This is a genomic window from Elizabethkingia sp. YR214 (assembly GCF_003058195.1).
Lineage (GTDB): Bacteria > Bacteroidota > Bacteroidia > Flavobacteriales > Weeksellaceae > Elizabethkingia.
Genome location: NZ_QBUH01000011.1, coordinates 25,447 through 41,470 on the forward strand (window position 1 = coordinate 25,447; position 16,024 = coordinate 41,470).

The following is a 16,024-nucleotide window of genomic DNA, read 5'->3' on the forward strand; positions in this document are numbered from 1 at the left end:
AAAACTGTTAACTAATTTCCGAATGGTAGTTAAATAACAATATTGTCATCACTTTTTTGTTTGTTAACAAGTTTTATCGGGTAGTCCTAAAAGGGTTACCCGATTTTTTGATTTAGGCATTATTCATTATTTCTGCTTTCTGTATTCTCCCGGGGTTATACCTCTGTGCTTTTTAAAAAGTTTTGAAAGATGGCTTTCGTCACTAAACTGTAATTCATAAGCAATTTCGCTCAGGCGGATACTACTGTGTCTCAGATAGTTTTCTACAAGCTTCAAACGATAATCCAGTAAATAGTCCTGATAAGAGATACCTGTCTGCTGCTTGAAATACTCACCAAAATAATTTTCGGAAATTCGGAAGTTATCAGCAATTATTGGGATCCGAAGTTTTTCTTTGTCCTTTATGTGTTGCTGGATATAAGTGATGATTTTCATAATAGAAAATGCTTTTCGGTTTTTTTCTATATCAGACGTTTCACTTTTAATGATATTTCGGGTAATAAGATTCAGTAGAATAGAAATGCTGTTTCTGATGATGAGATAGTCCTCCGTTTTGTTTCTGTATTCTCGGGCTATTTGCAGAATAAGAATTTCCGCAAAAGACTCATCATTTTTATTACGGAATACGCATCCTGCACGCGAGTGATGGTTGTTGCTGATGTACTGTAGTTTATATAGATTTTCACAACTTTCTATACGGTCAGCTTCGAGGCGTATTTTGTCGATAAACTCAACAGGGCACTGAATGGCTATCAGTTCTGCATTTGCACTTTTGAAATGGTAAATCTGGTGCTGAGGAATTATAATGAGCTTTCCTTTTGCGAAATTTATTTTATGCTCCTCGTAAGAGAGCTCTCCTTCACCTTTCCCAATATAAACAAAACTAAGAAAAGCCTGAGTCCGAAATTGAATGGATTCATTAACTAGTTTTAATTCTTTTACCGTAATATTTTCTATATGTAGGTTTTTCATATCCGGGCACTATATATTCCTCCAAAAGTACAATTTTAACCGTATTAAAAGCGGGTATTTTTGTGTCAAAAAAATGTATACTTATTCGAAAAGATGGCAGGCACTAGGTTTTTTGGTTGCAGGGGCTTTTTTGTCGCCATTGGATTATTTTATTGTTAATATGGCTTTGCCAGCTATACAAAAGGCTTTTAATGCAAGTGATCAGCAATTGCAGTTAGTTGTTGCTATTTATGGGCTAACTTATGCTGCGTTGGTTGTATGTGGCGGAAGATTGGGGGATATCTACGGAAGAAAGAAAATATTTATTCTCGGATTGTATATTTTCCTGTTTTCCTCTATAGCCTGTGCTTTCTCACCTGATATTTCTGCGCTTATTACCGCCAGACTTTTTCAGGGAGTGGGAGCTTCCCTTTTGGCTCCACAGGTACTGGCGTCTGTTCGGGTATTATTCAGTAGTACCGAGCAGCCAAAGGCAGTAAGTATTTTTAGCGCTGTATTTGGCTTAGCTTCCGTTGCAGGACAGTTATTGGGGGGACTTCTGCTTAATCTGCATTGGGCTGGACTTTCATGGGAAATGGTGTTTTTAGTAAATGTCCCGGTTACCATTGTTTGCATTACAGGTATTCATTTTACTATGGATAATAATAGAGAATCAAAATTATTGGGTATTGATTATAAAGGAGCATTGCTGCTCATTCTTGCCTTGTTATTCTTTATTTGCTCACTTATTTTTGGAAGAGAATACCATTGGGTATGGTGGATCTTTTGCACTATGGTGGCAGGATTAGGACTTCTTGTAGTATTTTTTAGATATGAAGTGAGAAGGCATCGGCAGAATAAATCAGTTCTTATAGATCCAAGTTTGTTAATGGATAAACAATTTTCACTAAGTCTTCCGGTTATATTTTTCTACAACTTTACAGCGGGTTTATTTATTTGCTATCCATACTATTTACAACAATTTCTGCATTATTCGCCAATGGATACAGGGCTAGCTATTGTTCCTTACGGATTGGCATTTTTCCTTGGTCCCTTAATTTCTCAAAGAGTAAAAATTCCTGTCAATACTTTAATTTATATAGGTTTGGGATTACTTATAGTAGGTTTTTCAACGAGTTCAATGCTCTTTTATCTATGGCAGAAACCTTCATTGGCAACGAATATTTCATTGTTTCTGGCAGGGTTTGGGCATGGTGTTATTATGCCGGTTATGATGCGAACCGCTATTGCACTGGTGAATAAAGAAAGGGCAGGGCAGGCCTCTGCTTTGGTAAGTATCAGCATGCAGGTTGGTGGGGTAACTGGTGGAGCTATTATCGGAACCATATTTTTTAGTACAATAGATATCCTAAGCTTTCCAAAAGCTTTTGCATTGGCCATTTTAATGATTGCTTTATTTCAGGTTACCGGACTCTATATTAATGCTAAGCTGACAAAATATATCAAGAAATAACAACTAAATATTATAATAAGATGAATAACAAAGAAAAAATCGTTGCGGAACTAAACGGGTTCTGCGAAAATATCGAAAAATGGTTCAGAGGAGAAGAATACCAGGAAACACTTTATAATAAAATACTTTCAGGATTTTCCCAAGATTTCAGGATGGTTAATGGTGATGGTAATACTGTATCATTTCATATGTTTTCCGATTGGTTGCCTACTGTATACGGGAAGTTTCCGACACGGACTGTTGCTCTGGAAAATATAGATATTCAGTATTCCGACAGACATGGTATAGCAACCTATACCGAAATACAAATTACCGGAGATATAACTAATCAGAGAAAGGCATCTGCTGTTTTCCTTTTAGAGGAGGATAAAGCATTGTGGTTGCATCTTATTGAAGAGTGGATTTGATTCATTGCTAGATGAATAAATTGATAAAGCCCTCAACAGAGGGCTTTATTTATAAATAGAATTGAAATTTTATTGAATACTATACCAGGACTCCGTTTTTAGAAGTGATACCTTCAGGTAGATCATCTTTATTCTCACCAATCATCTGGAGCATGTCTATTTCAATGGTTCTACAGATGGAAAGCATCGGAATGTCAAACATTAGCCCGGCGAAAGGATTCTCGGAATAATCACCTACCAATTCCATTACAATATAAATCCAGCCAATTACCACACAAAAAGGAATACTGAGTAATATACCCCAGTTTCCAAGCTTGGCAAACTCATTTACAAGTCCCAGTGGCAACAACATCATAAATATAATATTGAAGATAAAAGCAGTACTGGCAAACTGCCTTGGGGAAGGGAACTTTTTAATTCTTTCAGCTTGTCCCTGATAGTCGTAAAACAGATTCAGGCATTCCTGAAGTTGCATCTGGTTGAAATCTGAAATATCCTTGCTGTTTTTTAGTTCATTGACCTCCTTAGCCTGTTGGGATATCAGATAGGTGGCAAAGTTTTTATACTCCGATTGTAATGCGACTTCTTCTTCAGAAAGATATTTGTTTAAGAAAATAGGTGTTCTTCCATAATCCGGGAATCCGGCCTTAATAATTCTGTTACGTCTTTGGTCTACATTAACGCCATGTTTCTCAATACTGATGTGTTCCCATTCTGTAGGAACAAGAAGCTGCTCCCGAAAAGTATACAGCCATGCAATATGGCGATAGGCTAATTTTTTTCTTTTTTTCTCCAGTTGCAGATCGCTTTCATCTGCGGTATTAAAGGCATAAAGCATGGAGGTGAAAGAACGGCTGGAGTTAACAATACCACCCCATATTTTTCTTGCTTCCCACAACCTGTCATATGCCTGATTGTTTTTAAAGCCTACATAGAATGCCTCGGCAGTACCAATAAGTGCTACAGGTACCCACGGAATAACCATCCATTGCCATTTAAAAAAATAAAAAAGTGCAGCTACCAGAGTACACCATACTGTAAGTATAATAACATGGAGCCCTGAGAGGTTAAGAATTTGTTTATAATTAATGTATTTGGTTGTAATCATAAAGATAAATGTGTATTGGTGTAAACAAAATAAATACCAAAATAGTGAAATTATGGTGAGTTAATAGCTATAAATTGTACATCATTCAGGTTGTCAGATTATAATAGTTTACAAATTAAAATTAGAAATTATAATCATACACTACTAAATATATTTTGTTAATATTTAGGGAAATTCTTCTGATATCATTAACTAACTCCAAAGAATAAATATTAAATTATTTTCTATCTTTGGATTTCCTAAAATCAACATCAATGAACTTATTAAACATTTTGCCCGTGTGGTATGGTGACGGTATTGGAAACAACCGTAAACGCCCAATGTTGAGCGTTAGGACACCTAAGCCGTTCGGGCTTTATTATTCCTAAAATCAATATTATGACACCAATGAAAACCGCCGTTACTCTAAACGGTAAAGAAATTGACCTTGCAAGTTATTTTGAAACTTTAAGCCGGGGTCCTAATAACTCAAGCTTTCATATCAAAATGGAGATCAGTAGCTATGAGGAAATAGGCTATCTGCAACACTCTATTTTATCGGTATGCAGACAGGCTTTAGAAGCGAGCGAGCAAATCGCAGACGGCTTGGACTTTTCCCGTTTGCTGGAACTTGTGCAAAAGCTTATTCCGCATACTGAATTAGAATTACTAAGTAGAATTCAACGATCTATATTGTGAAAAAATGAAATTTAATAATTGAAGACTTCTTGTAAATCATCGGCAGGAAGTTTTCAATTAAATCAAGTAGATAGAGCTACATGTATTTTATATGCTATAAATGTATATGTAGTTAAAAAAAAATATAATATTTTCTAAATACTAAATTAATATTATATTTAAAAAGGTATGTTTTATGACATATTTAAACTATGGTAAGTATTATTTAAATGAAGAATTAGAGATTCCTTATTTTATTTCTGAGCTTAAGATTATTTTAAACTGATAGAAATATAGAAAATTTAATATCGTTTTTTGCTGTCAGTTGTTGATTACTAATTATTCAATGGATGCTTCCAAAACAATATTTGCAATATAAAATAATAATGAAAGTGCTTTATAGCTATTAATAGGATTTTCTCCATAATCATAGCTCTGGCCATGTAATATATCGTGTCTATTAATTCCGATAGGGTTATCAAAATCTTGTACTTTTCTATTTGAGGAAATTATTTTTAACGGATTAAGAAGGTTTTCCATTAAATCTGTACCAATATAGTTTTCTGCAAAACTGATTAAAAGAATAATTTATATATAGCATCCTTAATTTAGGAATAAAGATGTTGATGAAATAAAAAAAAATTAAAGAATTTTAGATTATAAAATAAAGTGGCTTAAACATCGCTTAGGCCTTTTCCATACTCACTTTTTGTCTTATTGCATGATGAGCAGTTAATGGGCATAAAAAAGAGAAAAACGTATTTCTTGATGTATGTTAATGAAACCGCAATCAGGTTTTTCTATTTTTGTCTCCGAAAAACAACAGAATTTATAAATAGTATAATAATATGAAAAAAATTAGTGTATTAGCATTAGTAGGAGTAGGATTGCTTGCAGCATCATGTAACAAAGCAAAAACGGATACATCAGTAGCTTCTGAGCAGTCAGTTGCAGAAAGCAAAGGAGAAAAGTTGGCAGTAGATACAGTAGCATCTGTAGTAAACTGGAAAGCTTTCCATAAAGGAGGATTTGCACCTCGTTGGGGAACTCTTAATGTAAAATCAGGAGATCTGAGCATTGAAGGTGGACAGGTTGCTGCTGGTAACTTTATTATTGATATGACTTCTATTAAAGTAGATCCGGCTTCAGTAACAGAAGCAGATAAAAAGCCAGCAGAACTTGAAGCTCACTTGAAGAATCCTGACTTCTTTAATGTAGAGAAAAATCCTGTTTCTGATTTCAAAATTACAAGCGTAGCAGATTTGAAGGAAACTCCAAAAGATGCTGTTGCAGGAGCTAATAAAATAATAAGCGGAAATCTTACTTTGTTAGGAAAAACTATGAACGTTACTTTCCCTGCTAAAGTAGATGTTACTGCTGATGCTGCGGCTATTCAGGCTAAATTTATTGTAAACAGAACAGACTGGGGAATTAAATTCGGTACTACTGAATCAGATCCGGCTGAATGGATGATCAGCAAAGACATCGAAATCGCAATTGATGTAAAAGCTAAAAAATAAGTTATTATATTTATTTAAAATTTTATACAACAAAAAAGGCTTAAACATTGTTTAAGCCTTTTTCTTTTTATAGAGCTGCTGCTTTGCAATTCTATCATTGTATAATATTTAATTACAATGTTCTTGTTCTATTAGATGTTCGGGTACTATACATCTTCCATTACAATTGATCTGATTTTTTGGACAGACATTATCTCCAGCTTTAATTTCTTTTAACTCTTTTTTAATTGGTTGATATGTAAATGTATATATAATTCCTTTTACTGTGATTTAACATAAAAAATATTTTGAAATAGATAGAATAACCAATAAAGCATTAAATAAGCGACTCTATCCGGATAATAAAGAAGATCCTGCAAACAGTCATTTGCAGGATCTGTGTCTTTAAAGTAAGAGATCTGTGACTAATGAAGCAAAAATCTTCTTTAAAGAAGTGAAAAAATGATATATATGTACTTTTCTGACAACATGAAATCTGTCTGTTCTTATTTTAGTTTTTTTCCTCTCATATGCTTGTCATCTCCTTCATCCGAAAAACGACTTTCCCTGTCATGAGCCGGCTTCAAGCCTCCAAATTGCCAGCTGAAAGTAAGCGTTGCAGCTCTGTTATAATATCTGTTTATACTTGTACTCTGGAAAGTGGGTGCAAATGCATACACATTTTCTCTAAATGCTTTCTGAAAAGGATTGATAATAGCAAGGGTAAGGCTCGCTTTATTGTCCAGAAGTTGTTTACTTATTGCAAAACGGTAAGAATAATTAGCAGAATTTTTTCCCTGAAGTGTAATAAATCCGTTTCCGTAATCCCCCGATATACTTAGACTTAAATTATCTGGTAGTGATACGGTATTGCTCAAACTTGTGGTGAAAAAAGTTCCGGTATTGTTCAACCCTAAAGATTTACTACGGAACTGAAGATAAAAAACTTCGACATTGGCATTTACAGTCCATTTTTTTACAGGACTAAAAATTGTACTGATATTAGCTCCCAAACGGTTATTCTCTCCAATATTTGAAGGTGTGGTATAAGATATTCCGTCCTTATTAACTATGGTAACCGGCTCAATAGAGTTTTTGTTGAAATTGTAATATACACTACTCGTTAATGATGCTTTCTTAATAGTTGTAAACACATGGGAAAGTTCTATATTCCTGGTTTGCTCAGGCTCCAGATAAGGATTTCCGGAAGTAATATTCAGCGGGTCACTGGCATTGCTATATGGATTGAGATCCATAATCCACGGACGTCGTATCCTTTCTGTATAATTGAATTTAAGTTCATGGTTTTCATTAAGCTTTTTTACAATCAGTAAATTTGGAATCCAATTTGTAAAGTTTCTTTTAAAAGGAGATCCGGACTGGAAATTAGCATTTACAAATGTCTTCTCCAATCTTATTCCGGGACGGAAAGTCCAATCGTTATCCGTTTCGAAATTCAATGTCATATAGGCTGAAAATACATCCTGTATATACTTTATATTACCTAAACGTGAAGGATCTACGGGAATATGACTGTTAATAACTTCATACGAGCTTTGGGATCTGTTTTTATAATAACGAACCCCGGTCTCCAACAGGATCTTTCCGGAAGTGTTTAACGGCTGAGCGTAATCCGCCTGTATGCTCCATTCTTTCTCAGACCCTCTGTTGGGACCGGTTTCGCGGAAAGCCAGTTTACCGTCCATTTTATATTGTTCAGTCAGATAGTCTGAGAGCTCAGTAGAGTAGGATGTTTGTGCTACCAGTTGCAATTCCTGTCCTTCGGGGCGGAATTTTTTCTGGTAGTTTACAACCCATTCTTTGTAATCGAATCTTCCGGATTGTTTTATTTTCTGGAGGTATTCATCTGTAACTGAGTTATTGTTATAGCGATTGTACAGGTTTCCATTTTGTGGCAAGGATCCTTTCCAATAAGAGAAGCTGGTTTCTATAGTCTGAAGGGAATCCGGCTGATATTTAACGGTAAGTCCTGCCGAACCGCCTTTGTCGGTCTGAAGAGAATTTTTCTTCTGAAAAAGATGACTTGTTTGCTGCTGACCAGACAGAGATATACGTTCCATTTCAGCAGTTGATTCTTCACGCTCTTCACTATAGTTGCCCATAGCCGAAATAGTAAATTTTCCCGTTGCAATATTCAAAGCAAGATTTCCGGATTGTTCCAGATTTCCTCCGGATAAATCGAGTGACCCACTGGTTCCTTTCAGCTTTTTCTTTGTGATAATATTAATGACACCACCGGCGCCTTCGGCTTCATATTTTGCTGATGGATTTGTAATTACTTCCACTGAAACAATAGAGCTGGCCGGAATCATTTTCAGCGCTTCTTTTAGATTTTTGGCCATTATTCCTGAAGGAATACCATTAATCAGAACTTTAATATTAGAGTTACCTCTCAGCTTAAGTTCTCCGTTGGCTCCTACTGTAAGCATCGGTGCTTTACGAAGGACATCTGTTGCATTTCCCGATTTGTTACTAATATCGGAATCTGCATTGTAGACTATTTTGTCTTTTCCATTTTGGATAAGAGGTTTCTTTCTGCTTCCCGCAATTACAACTCCTTTAATGTTGCTGCTCTTTTCTTCTAAAGAGATTCTTCCGAGATCAAGGTCTTCATTTTCCAGACTTGTGGTTTCATAAGTATAGTCATTATAGCCTAAATAGCTGATTTTAATGTTTATTTTCAAGTGTTTGGGAATCGAAGCTGAAAATGAACCATCTGCAGATGAGGTAATGGTGTGCAATACTTTTCCGGTTTCAGATTTTAAAACAATAACAGAACCTGAAAGTGCTTTATTATCCGCACTGTTGACTACAATACCTTTTATCTTTACAACTTTCTCTGGTGTTGTTTGTGAGAATAGTTTGCCGGGAGTTACTACAAAGCCTAATATCAGACAGTACCACCAAAATATCTTTATCGTTTTCATAATGCCTTGTTTTAGAACTGCAAAGCAATCACAAAGCCCATAGAAACTGAAATTTAAATGATGAATCGTCTGATAAACGTGTTGTAATGTGTTTGTCATTTAGTATTTGCATATTCCGTGAAAATGAATCTACTTTGCTGTATAATAAAAGGTTAATGGCTAAGGCAGAAAAATGGTATAAGAAGCGATATTTCGACGAAATAATTTTCTTTGGCGCAATATTCATATTGACGATGGTTCCGGATTTCATCAAACCCGTCTCTATGATGTACCTTGTCAAGAATATGGTTTTCCTTGCATTGCTTTATGGCCAGGCTATCTTACATCGTTATTTTATATTTCCTTTTTTTATAACCGGACAATATGTGCGCTATTATCTTAGTGGTACATTGTTTATTATTCTGGGGGCAATATTACTATTAGCAGTTGACTATTACTGGATAGATCCTGAATATTACAAAACTGCAGATGTAATACTTTTTAAGGATTTTTTGTATAATGTTGTTCTGTGTTCAATTAGTATAGCTGCATTCCTCTCATTATTTCTGATACGTAATTATTCCAGGGAGCTTGAAAAGAAAAATAAAGCCCAGCTGATGCTAAGTGAGATGAACATCAAATATCTTCATGCTCAGCTTAATCCACATTTTTTCTTTAATATGCTCAATAATCTTTATGGCGTTAGCCTGGCGGAACCATCCAGAACTCCGGAACTCATCCTGAAGCTTTCTGATTTAATGCGGTATCAGCTGGAAAATGCAAATAAGGATATTGTAAATCTAAAAGAAGAGCTTTCTTTTATCCGAAATTATATTGCTATGGAAAAGGAGCGGGTAGGTAAACGCTGTGTGATAGAATATAATATTGAGGATAAAGAAATGAATGCTCATAATTACCAGATTGCTCCTCTAATACTTATTACTTTGGTAGAAAATGCTTTTAAACATAGTTTGACCACTGAGCGGGAATGGTTTGTTAAGATAGTAGTTCAACTTGAAAACGGAGTCCTCAGAATGAGTGTGCATAATTCTATGCCGGATCAAAGTCTTAAAACAAGTTCTACTGGTATTGGCTTACTTAATATTCGTGAACGCCTGGAACTTCTCTATAGTGAACATTATATGTTGGATATTTTAGAAGAATCTGAGGAGTATCAGACTAATTTGGTTTTAAGTTTAAAATATTATAATCATGAGTAAAATTCTTAAATGCATTATTATTGATGATGAAGAAGGTGCTCATCTGGTACTTCGTCACTACATTAAAGATTTGAAACAGCTGCAGCTAAAGGAATCTTTTTATAATCCTGTTGAAGCTATGGATTATATGTACAGTAATCCTGTCGATCTCGTTTTTTTAGATATTAACATGCCAGGAATGAGTGGTTTACAGATGCTGAAAGCACTTCGGAATCCACCTTTTGTTATTCTAACCACTGCTTATAAAGAGTATGCCTTGGAAAGTTATGAATACAGGGTTGTAGATTATCTGGTAAAACCAATTGATCTTGCCAGATTTATGGCAGCGATAGAAAATGTTTTTTTCAGGCTTCCACAACCTGTTGAATCATCAAAGGCCCCGGAAAGCGAATTGATTTTGCAAGAGCCTTTTATCATCCTAAAAGTTGACGGTAATGTAATTAAAGTCAGTTATGATGAAATTGCACATATCCAAAGTTGGGGCAATTATGTGAAAGTTTTTACTACGAATGGCCACTACCTAAGCCTTACAACAACCACAGAAACAGAGCAGAAGCTGGATAAAAAACTGTTTATGAGAATTCATAAATCATATATTATAGCGCTGAAACGCATCAGTAAAATTTCAGGTGGTCAGGTAGAACTAGATACAGGAATTGTTTTGCCTATAGGTAATACTTATCGACGGGAGCTTCTTGAATATTTTCAGTAAGAACTCCTTTAATCAACAACTAGTGTTTAGATAATCTGAACTCTTTCCCTATCTCTGTTTTCTTTGCATCATTTTTTATGTTGTGAAATATCCTGTACATGTGTAATAAAATGTTTAATACTCCTGCCGAAGGTGGGGTTAAAAAACAAACTTATTCTAAGAGATTAATTCTTACAAAAAATAACTTTTTGATTTGCTTTTTTTGCCATTCATATTAATTGCTGTATCAAGAAATGGTGGATATTATTTACTATATATTGAGAATAATCAATTAGTAAAATCTTATTTTAATACATATATCGTTGTAATGTATTTATTTTTAATACAATAAGATAATATTTGTAAATTTGCAGTCGTTTTTTTAATTATTAAAACTGCTGATTTTTAAATAGTTATATATTATTTATTGTTTGAAAATTGCTTTTATTAAATTAAGATGTATAATGTAATAGGCTATTTTGTTTATTATCATTAAAGAAAATAAAGAAAGATTAAAATGTATATAAATGAATGATTTGAAAAAACAGGAGTATATAACTCCAAGAGTAAGCTTGCTTCTTATGGAAATGGAGCAGGGGATAGCTGCAGGATCTGCCAGAGTATTACCCTCAAATTCTGGTGGACAGGTTCAGGAAGAATGGACAACAGATCCGGATGATAACCGAACAATTGAATGGTAAGTAAACTTTTTGACTATGATGTAAATCTATTAATTCACAAACAAATGAGAAATTTCAAACGAACTACTACAATTGTAGGGCTATCATATTTATTTTTGGTAACTTCATGCAGAAGTACTGATAATATATTGGATAATCCCAGAGATAATTTAATTACCAATGGTTCTGCTGCTTTAAAATTCAATCTTTCCGAAGATGATTATACAACCGAGACTATTGACCCAACGGCTTCTCTTCAACATAAGGTGTCTCTTTCAACAATAAAGGTACAGGAGATAAAATTCATGAGTGATGATCAACCTTTTATTGCTACGCTTACTCCTGTTTCCTCTATATCTAAACAAGCTGGTATAAAAAACACTTTGGCTGATGTTGTAAATAATCCATTAAAAGGCCCTAATGTAAAATATAGAGTTATTGCCTACAGAAGAACTGATGGAACCAAAGCTGCTACCAAAGTATATACAATAGATGCTGCCGGGAACTCTACTCCCGACGATGGCATTGCAATGACACTGGATGGTGATACAGAAACAGTTAACAAATATGATTTTGTAGTATTGTCCTATAATTCTTCAACGGCTCCGGCAGATATTTCAGGCAATCTTTCATCTGCTGTTTTAACTCCTGTTTCCGGAAATAATGATTTGATGTATTTCAGAGCTAATAATATAAGAGTTACAAAAGGAGATAATCTTCTAAGTGTTGTTTTAAAGCATAAATTCAGTCAGATTACAACCATTGTTGATGCCTCGGATGTTGCGTCTGGAAATGGAATTAAAGTAATTGATACTCCGATTGTGACTAATCAGCGTGCCACAGGAAATAGTATAAAGCTATCCGATGGGGTTGTTACCTACGGAGCAACGGGGAGTTCTAAAGCAGTGGATTTTAGTGGGAACCCTACTACAAATCCTATATGGACGAGTAAACCTCTGTTGATTGCTAATCCAGGGATTGCAGCAAGCGATATGGCTACTTTAACGTTTAACTCTATGACAGTTGGTACAAAGGTGAAAACAAATATATCGGTTCCTAATCTTGTCATTAGCCCGGAAGTTAGGTATAATCTTAATTTAAAATTTGCTTGTACAGCTATTTCTACGCCGTCATATGATTTCAATATGTATGAACCTGCTACATCTACTAAAGATAGAATTTCGCAGGGTTTTGCCTTTCCGGCAGCAAATGCAGGTTTTACTTTTGAGGTTTACGAATTGGATAATTCCTTTAATCTTAAAATTAATGGTGTAGATTTGGCGAATCAGGAGATTCAGTTTGAATCGGGAATTAGTGGCTTACCTCAGAATATTCGTTTTAAATCGGATAAAACTTTATGGGGGGCATCCGGAAATTCACAGATATATAATATAAATGGATCTACAACAAATCCTAAGACAGCAGTTGTCAGAATAAAAATAGGACCAGATGGATCTGTATCGATGATGGGAAGAAGAAACTTGTCCAGCCCATTGGAGCTTTTAGAGCTATTTGGTGGCGCTCAGTTCAACAGGATTACCTGGAAATCTGATACAACTAATGATGTTGTTGCAACAATGAAGGTTACCAGATTAACACAGTTAGTTGGTTATGGAGAAGGACGGAAGGTTGTTCCGTGTCCATAGTTGTTTATAAATAGTTAATGATAGATAAAAATCGAATATCAGATATAATTACTACCTGATATTCGATTTTTTGATTTTGTACAGTTATGAATCTTAGATTAAATCACTTAGATTATCGGAGATTTTAACATATGGATAGACAAGAAGTTCTTCTCTTGTAGTGATGCCGTTTAGAGCTCCGTAAAAATCGACCCCAATTGCCTGTGCCGTTTTTGCATCGATGATGCTGTCACCTATATATAAACACTTTTCCAAATCTGATTGTAGGCTATTGATTGCTAAAACCAATCCGGCAGGATCCGGTTTATGTGCAGTCACATCTTCAGCTCCTATAATAATGTCAAAGAATCCCTTTGAGAACTCTTTATCTACAAATTCCATGATACGATAACGATACTTCGTAGATACAATGCCTATTTTAGCGCCACGCTCCTTTAATGTATTCAAAACAGATAAAGTTTCTGGAAAAAGTACAGTATTGGCTGTCATCCAGTCATCGGCCTTTTTTACATATTCTTTTGTGTATGAAGTAAGTGTTTCTTTATCTGTAATGCTTGTCAGTATACTAAAAGATTCTTCTAATGTTTTTCCGATCGTGAGTTTTATTTGATGATCACTTACATCATGATATCCATGGTTTTCCAAAACATAACGAAAACACATAATAATCCCTTTGGAAGAATCAGCCAGGGTATAATCGAAATCAAAAATATAAGCGTTGTATTTGTTCATCACGGAGAATCTTTTTAATTATATGATTTAGCGAATAAAGTTGTAATAGCTATCACAAAGATAATGACTTGATATAAGAAAATAGCTGACAAATGCTTAATATGAAGCGACAACAACAACAACAACAACAATTCTTAGATTCAGTACGAAATATGTGTTTTAAATTGCCATTTTTTGTAATTTAGTTTTTAGTGAATTAAGACTAAATAATATCAGAAGTTCCCATTTTAATAAGGTTAATAAATGATTGAAATAATAAGATATTTTCATCAGGCAGGACATCCTGAGCCAAGACGGGTCGTGAAGTATACCTTGTTTTGGTGTAAAGAGGGAAGTGCAGAAATCCTGATTGATGAAAATATTTTTATACTGAAAGCTTCACAATTGGTTACCATAACTTCCGGACAGTTTCATCAGTTAATCTCTGTAGAAGGAGAACTTATGGCTCTTGAATTTACTTTGGATTTTTTCTCTAAAAGCGACAGCGATATTGAGCTGATTTTCCATAATGGACTTTTCTGTCATTTTGGAATGAATGAAGTCATCAGTATTCATCATCCTGTATTTTTCACTGAAACACTTAGCCTGATTGAAAAAGAATTAGATGAAAAACCTTATCAGTACCTTATTTCTACTCATTCTATGGTCGAACTTTTATTGGTGGAAATTAACCGGAGCAAAATTGCTAATGGAGGTGAAATATGGAAACCCGATGCTTTGTTTTTGAATTTCCTGGAAAGTGTCCGAAATCATTTTTCTGAAAACTATCCTGTCTCCCGATTTGCAGATCTTCTGGGTACTACAGAAGCTAAATTGAATGAAGTTTCAAAGCTTCATACCAATAAAACAGCTCAAAATGTAATTTACAGTCTCATTATTTCTGAAGCAAAAAGATTGTTACTGTATGAAAAATTGAGCGTAAAGGAAATTGCTTATCAGCTTGGTTTTAATGATCCTTTTTATTTCTCTAATTTCTTCAAGAAGCATACTTCCCTTTCTCCAAAAGACTATCAAAAGGCAATCCGGAATTAACCTATGGAATAGATGTAACTAAACCTTATATCTACTTCTTTCCGGTGTTTATACAGATCCGGTGGATATATTCTTATTACAAAAATTCGCATCATCTTCAAATATTATATGCTTTTCTAAGAATTGTCTATTCTTTAGGAATACACTTTCCCAGAACTTTGTACCTGTCATTAAGAACTAAAAATTACTCTTATGAAAGTGAGACAAGATATCGCTGTTTTTCTACTGAGAATAGCACTGGCAGTGGGATTTTTATCCGCTGTATCAAGCAGATTAAACCTTTGGGGAGCACAGTCTTCGGGATGGAACAAATTTGTCCAGTATACGGCTGAAGTAAATTCGTTTTTACCTCATTCGTGGATTCCATGTCTTTCAGTACTATGTACCCTTGCAGAATCTTCCATTGGGATCTTACTTCTCATAGGTTATCGGGTACATAAAACTGCTTTATGTGCTGCAGTTCTCACTATTCTATTTGGCATTGCAATGAGTATTTCCTTTGGTTGTAAAGAGCCATTGGACTATTCTGTTTTTGTATTCAGTGCCGGGGCATTCTTGCTGAGTACTTTTTCTCATTATTTATGGTCCTTGGATCAGCTTTTACATCAATAACAATTTAACATTCAATATCATGAACACAAACATCTATGACTACATTGTAAAGACAGAAAAAAAAGACTGGCACCCTTTAATTGAAAAAGGAATTCATTATGAAGGTATTTTTGTGAAATCCTTAAAATTTGATCCTGAGAAAAACCGCTCTACAACAATCCTTTTAAAATTTGAGCCGGGAGCAAGTTATCCCTATCACAATCATCCTGCAGGTGAAGAACTCTTTATAATGGAGGGAAAAGCTACTATTGCAGGAGCAGAGTTGGAAAAAGGTGATTATTTGTATACGCCGTCTAATTTCAAGCATTCTGTAAAATCAGAGAATGGATGTATGATTATGTTTATAGTTCCGGAAGAAGTGGAGATTCTTTAATCCGATTATCTATTT

Annotated in this window: 16 protein-coding genes; 11 read left to right on the forward strand and 5 right to left on the reverse strand. The window is 34.6% G+C overall.

The window, feature by feature from the left end:
• Positions 1-126 precede the first annotated feature (126 nt).
• Positions 127-972, reverse strand: a complete 846-nt coding sequence (locus C8J95_RS17105; protein WP_107809929.1) for a helix-turn-helix transcriptional regulator — start codon at positions 970-972, stop codon at positions 127-129.
• A 73-nt stretch (positions 973-1,045) separates the two neighbouring features.
• On the opposite strand from C8J95_RS17105, the gene C8J95_RS17110 reads away from it, so the two are divergent.
• Together C8J95_RS17110 and C8J95_RS17115 are read left to right on the forward strand one after the other, a co-directional pair.
• Positions 1,046-2,425 (forward strand): MFS transporter, encoded by a 1,380-nt coding sequence (locus C8J95_RS17110; RefSeq protein ID WP_107809930.1) that lies wholly within the window; start codon positions 1,046-1,048, stop codon positions 2,423-2,425.
• A gap of 20 nt (positions 2,426-2,445) precedes the next feature.
• Positions 2,446-2,832, forward strand: coding sequence for a hypothetical protein (locus tag C8J95_RS17115; RefSeq protein ID WP_107809931.1), 387 nt, complete (start codon positions 2,446-2,448; stop codon positions 2,830-2,832).
• A 79-nt stretch (positions 2,833-2,911) separates the two neighbouring features.
• Here C8J95_RS17115 and C8J95_RS17120 read toward each other — a convergent pair whose 3' ends face one another.
• Entirely contained in the window at positions 2,912-3,940 is a 1,029-nt protein-coding gene (locus C8J95_RS17120) for a bestrophin family protein (RefSeq protein ID WP_107809932.1), read from the reverse strand.
• Between the two features lie 387 nt (positions 3,941-4,327).
• Between C8J95_RS17120 and C8J95_RS17125 the strand changes: the two genes are divergently transcribed.
• The gene (locus C8J95_RS17125; protein WP_255412857.1) at positions 4,328-4,618 is read left to right on the forward strand and encodes a hypothetical protein; all 291 of its coding nucleotides are present in this window, start codon (positions 4,328-4,330) and stop codon (positions 4,616-4,618) included.
• Positions 4,619-4,936: 318 nt separating this feature from the next.
• Here the strand turns inward: C8J95_RS17125 and C8J95_RS17130 are convergent, their stop codons facing one another.
• On the reverse strand, positions 4,937-5,137 hold the full coding sequence (locus C8J95_RS17130) for a hypothetical protein (RefSeq protein ID WP_107809934.1): 201 nt from the start codon (positions 5,135-5,137) through the stop codon (positions 4,937-4,939).
• Positions 5,138-5,445: 308 nt separating this feature from the next.
• Between C8J95_RS17130 and C8J95_RS17135 the strand changes: the two genes are divergently transcribed.
• Entirely contained in the window at positions 5,446-6,117 is a 672-nt protein-coding gene (locus C8J95_RS17135; protein ID WP_107809935.1) for a YceI family protein, read from the forward strand.
• A gap of 485 nt (positions 6,118-6,602) precedes the next feature.
• Here the strand turns inward: C8J95_RS17135 and C8J95_RS17140 are convergent, their stop codons facing one another.
• Positions 6,603-9,044 (reverse strand): TonB-dependent receptor domain-containing protein, encoded by a 2,442-nt coding sequence (locus tag C8J95_RS17140; RefSeq protein ID WP_107809936.1) that lies wholly within the window; start codon positions 9,042-9,044, stop codon positions 6,603-6,605.
• A 155-nt stretch (positions 9,045-9,199) separates the two neighbouring features.
• On the opposite strand from C8J95_RS17140, the gene C8J95_RS17145 reads away from it, so the two are divergent.
• From C8J95_RS17145 to C8J95_RS17155, 4 genes are all read left to right on the forward strand, one after another.
• The gene (locus tag C8J95_RS17145; protein ID WP_107809937.1) at positions 9,200-10,243 is read left to right on the forward strand and encodes a sensor histidine kinase; all 1,044 of its coding nucleotides are present in this window, start codon (positions 9,200-9,202) and stop codon (positions 10,241-10,243) included.
• Positions 10,236-10,955, forward strand: a complete 720-nt coding sequence (locus tag C8J95_RS17150) for a LytTR family DNA-binding domain-containing protein (protein WP_107809938.1) — start codon at positions 10,236-10,238, stop codon at positions 10,953-10,955. Before C8J95_RS17145 ends, C8J95_RS17150 begins: the two co-directional genes overlap by 8 nt.
• 506 nt (positions 10,956-11,461) lie before the next feature.
• Positions 11,462-11,635: a hypothetical protein gene (locus C8J95_RS18825; RefSeq protein WP_185124630.1), complete on the forward strand. Its 174-nt coding sequence runs from the start codon at positions 11,462-11,464 to the stop codon at positions 11,633-11,635.
• A gap of 44 nt (positions 11,636-11,679) precedes the next feature.
• Positions 11,680-13,260, forward strand: a complete 1,581-nt coding sequence (locus tag C8J95_RS17155) for a hypothetical protein (RefSeq protein WP_107809991.1) — start codon at positions 11,680-11,682, stop codon at positions 13,258-13,260.
• Positions 13,261-13,353: 93 nt separating this feature from the next.
• On the opposite strand, the gene C8J95_RS17160 is transcribed toward C8J95_RS17155, so the two are convergent.
• On the reverse strand, positions 13,354-13,992 hold the full coding sequence (locus C8J95_RS17160) for an HAD-IA family hydrolase (RefSeq protein WP_107809939.1): 639 nt from the start codon (positions 13,990-13,992) through the stop codon (positions 13,354-13,356).
• A 243-nt stretch (positions 13,993-14,235) separates the two neighbouring features.
• Here C8J95_RS17160 and C8J95_RS17165 point away from each other — a divergent pair, with 243 nt between their 5' ends.
• The 3 genes from C8J95_RS17165 (at position 14,236) to C8J95_RS17175 (ending at position 16,009) form a co-directional block, all read left to right on the forward strand.
• Positions 14,236-15,024: an AraC family transcriptional regulator gene (locus C8J95_RS17165; protein ID WP_107809940.1), complete on the forward strand. Its 789-nt coding sequence runs from the start codon at positions 14,236-14,238 to the stop codon at positions 15,022-15,024.
• 192 nt (positions 15,025-15,216) lie between these two features.
• Complete coding sequence (locus C8J95_RS17170) at positions 15,217-15,636, forward strand: DoxX protein (RefSeq protein WP_107809941.1); 420 nt, start codon at positions 15,217-15,219, stop codon at positions 15,634-15,636.
• A gap of 19 nt (positions 15,637-15,655) precedes the next feature.
• On the forward strand, positions 15,656-16,009 hold the full coding sequence (locus C8J95_RS17175; protein ID WP_107809942.1) for a cupin domain-containing protein: 354 nt from the start codon (positions 15,656-15,658) through the stop codon (positions 16,007-16,009).
• The last annotated feature ends 15 nt before the right edge of the window (positions 16,010-16,024 follow it).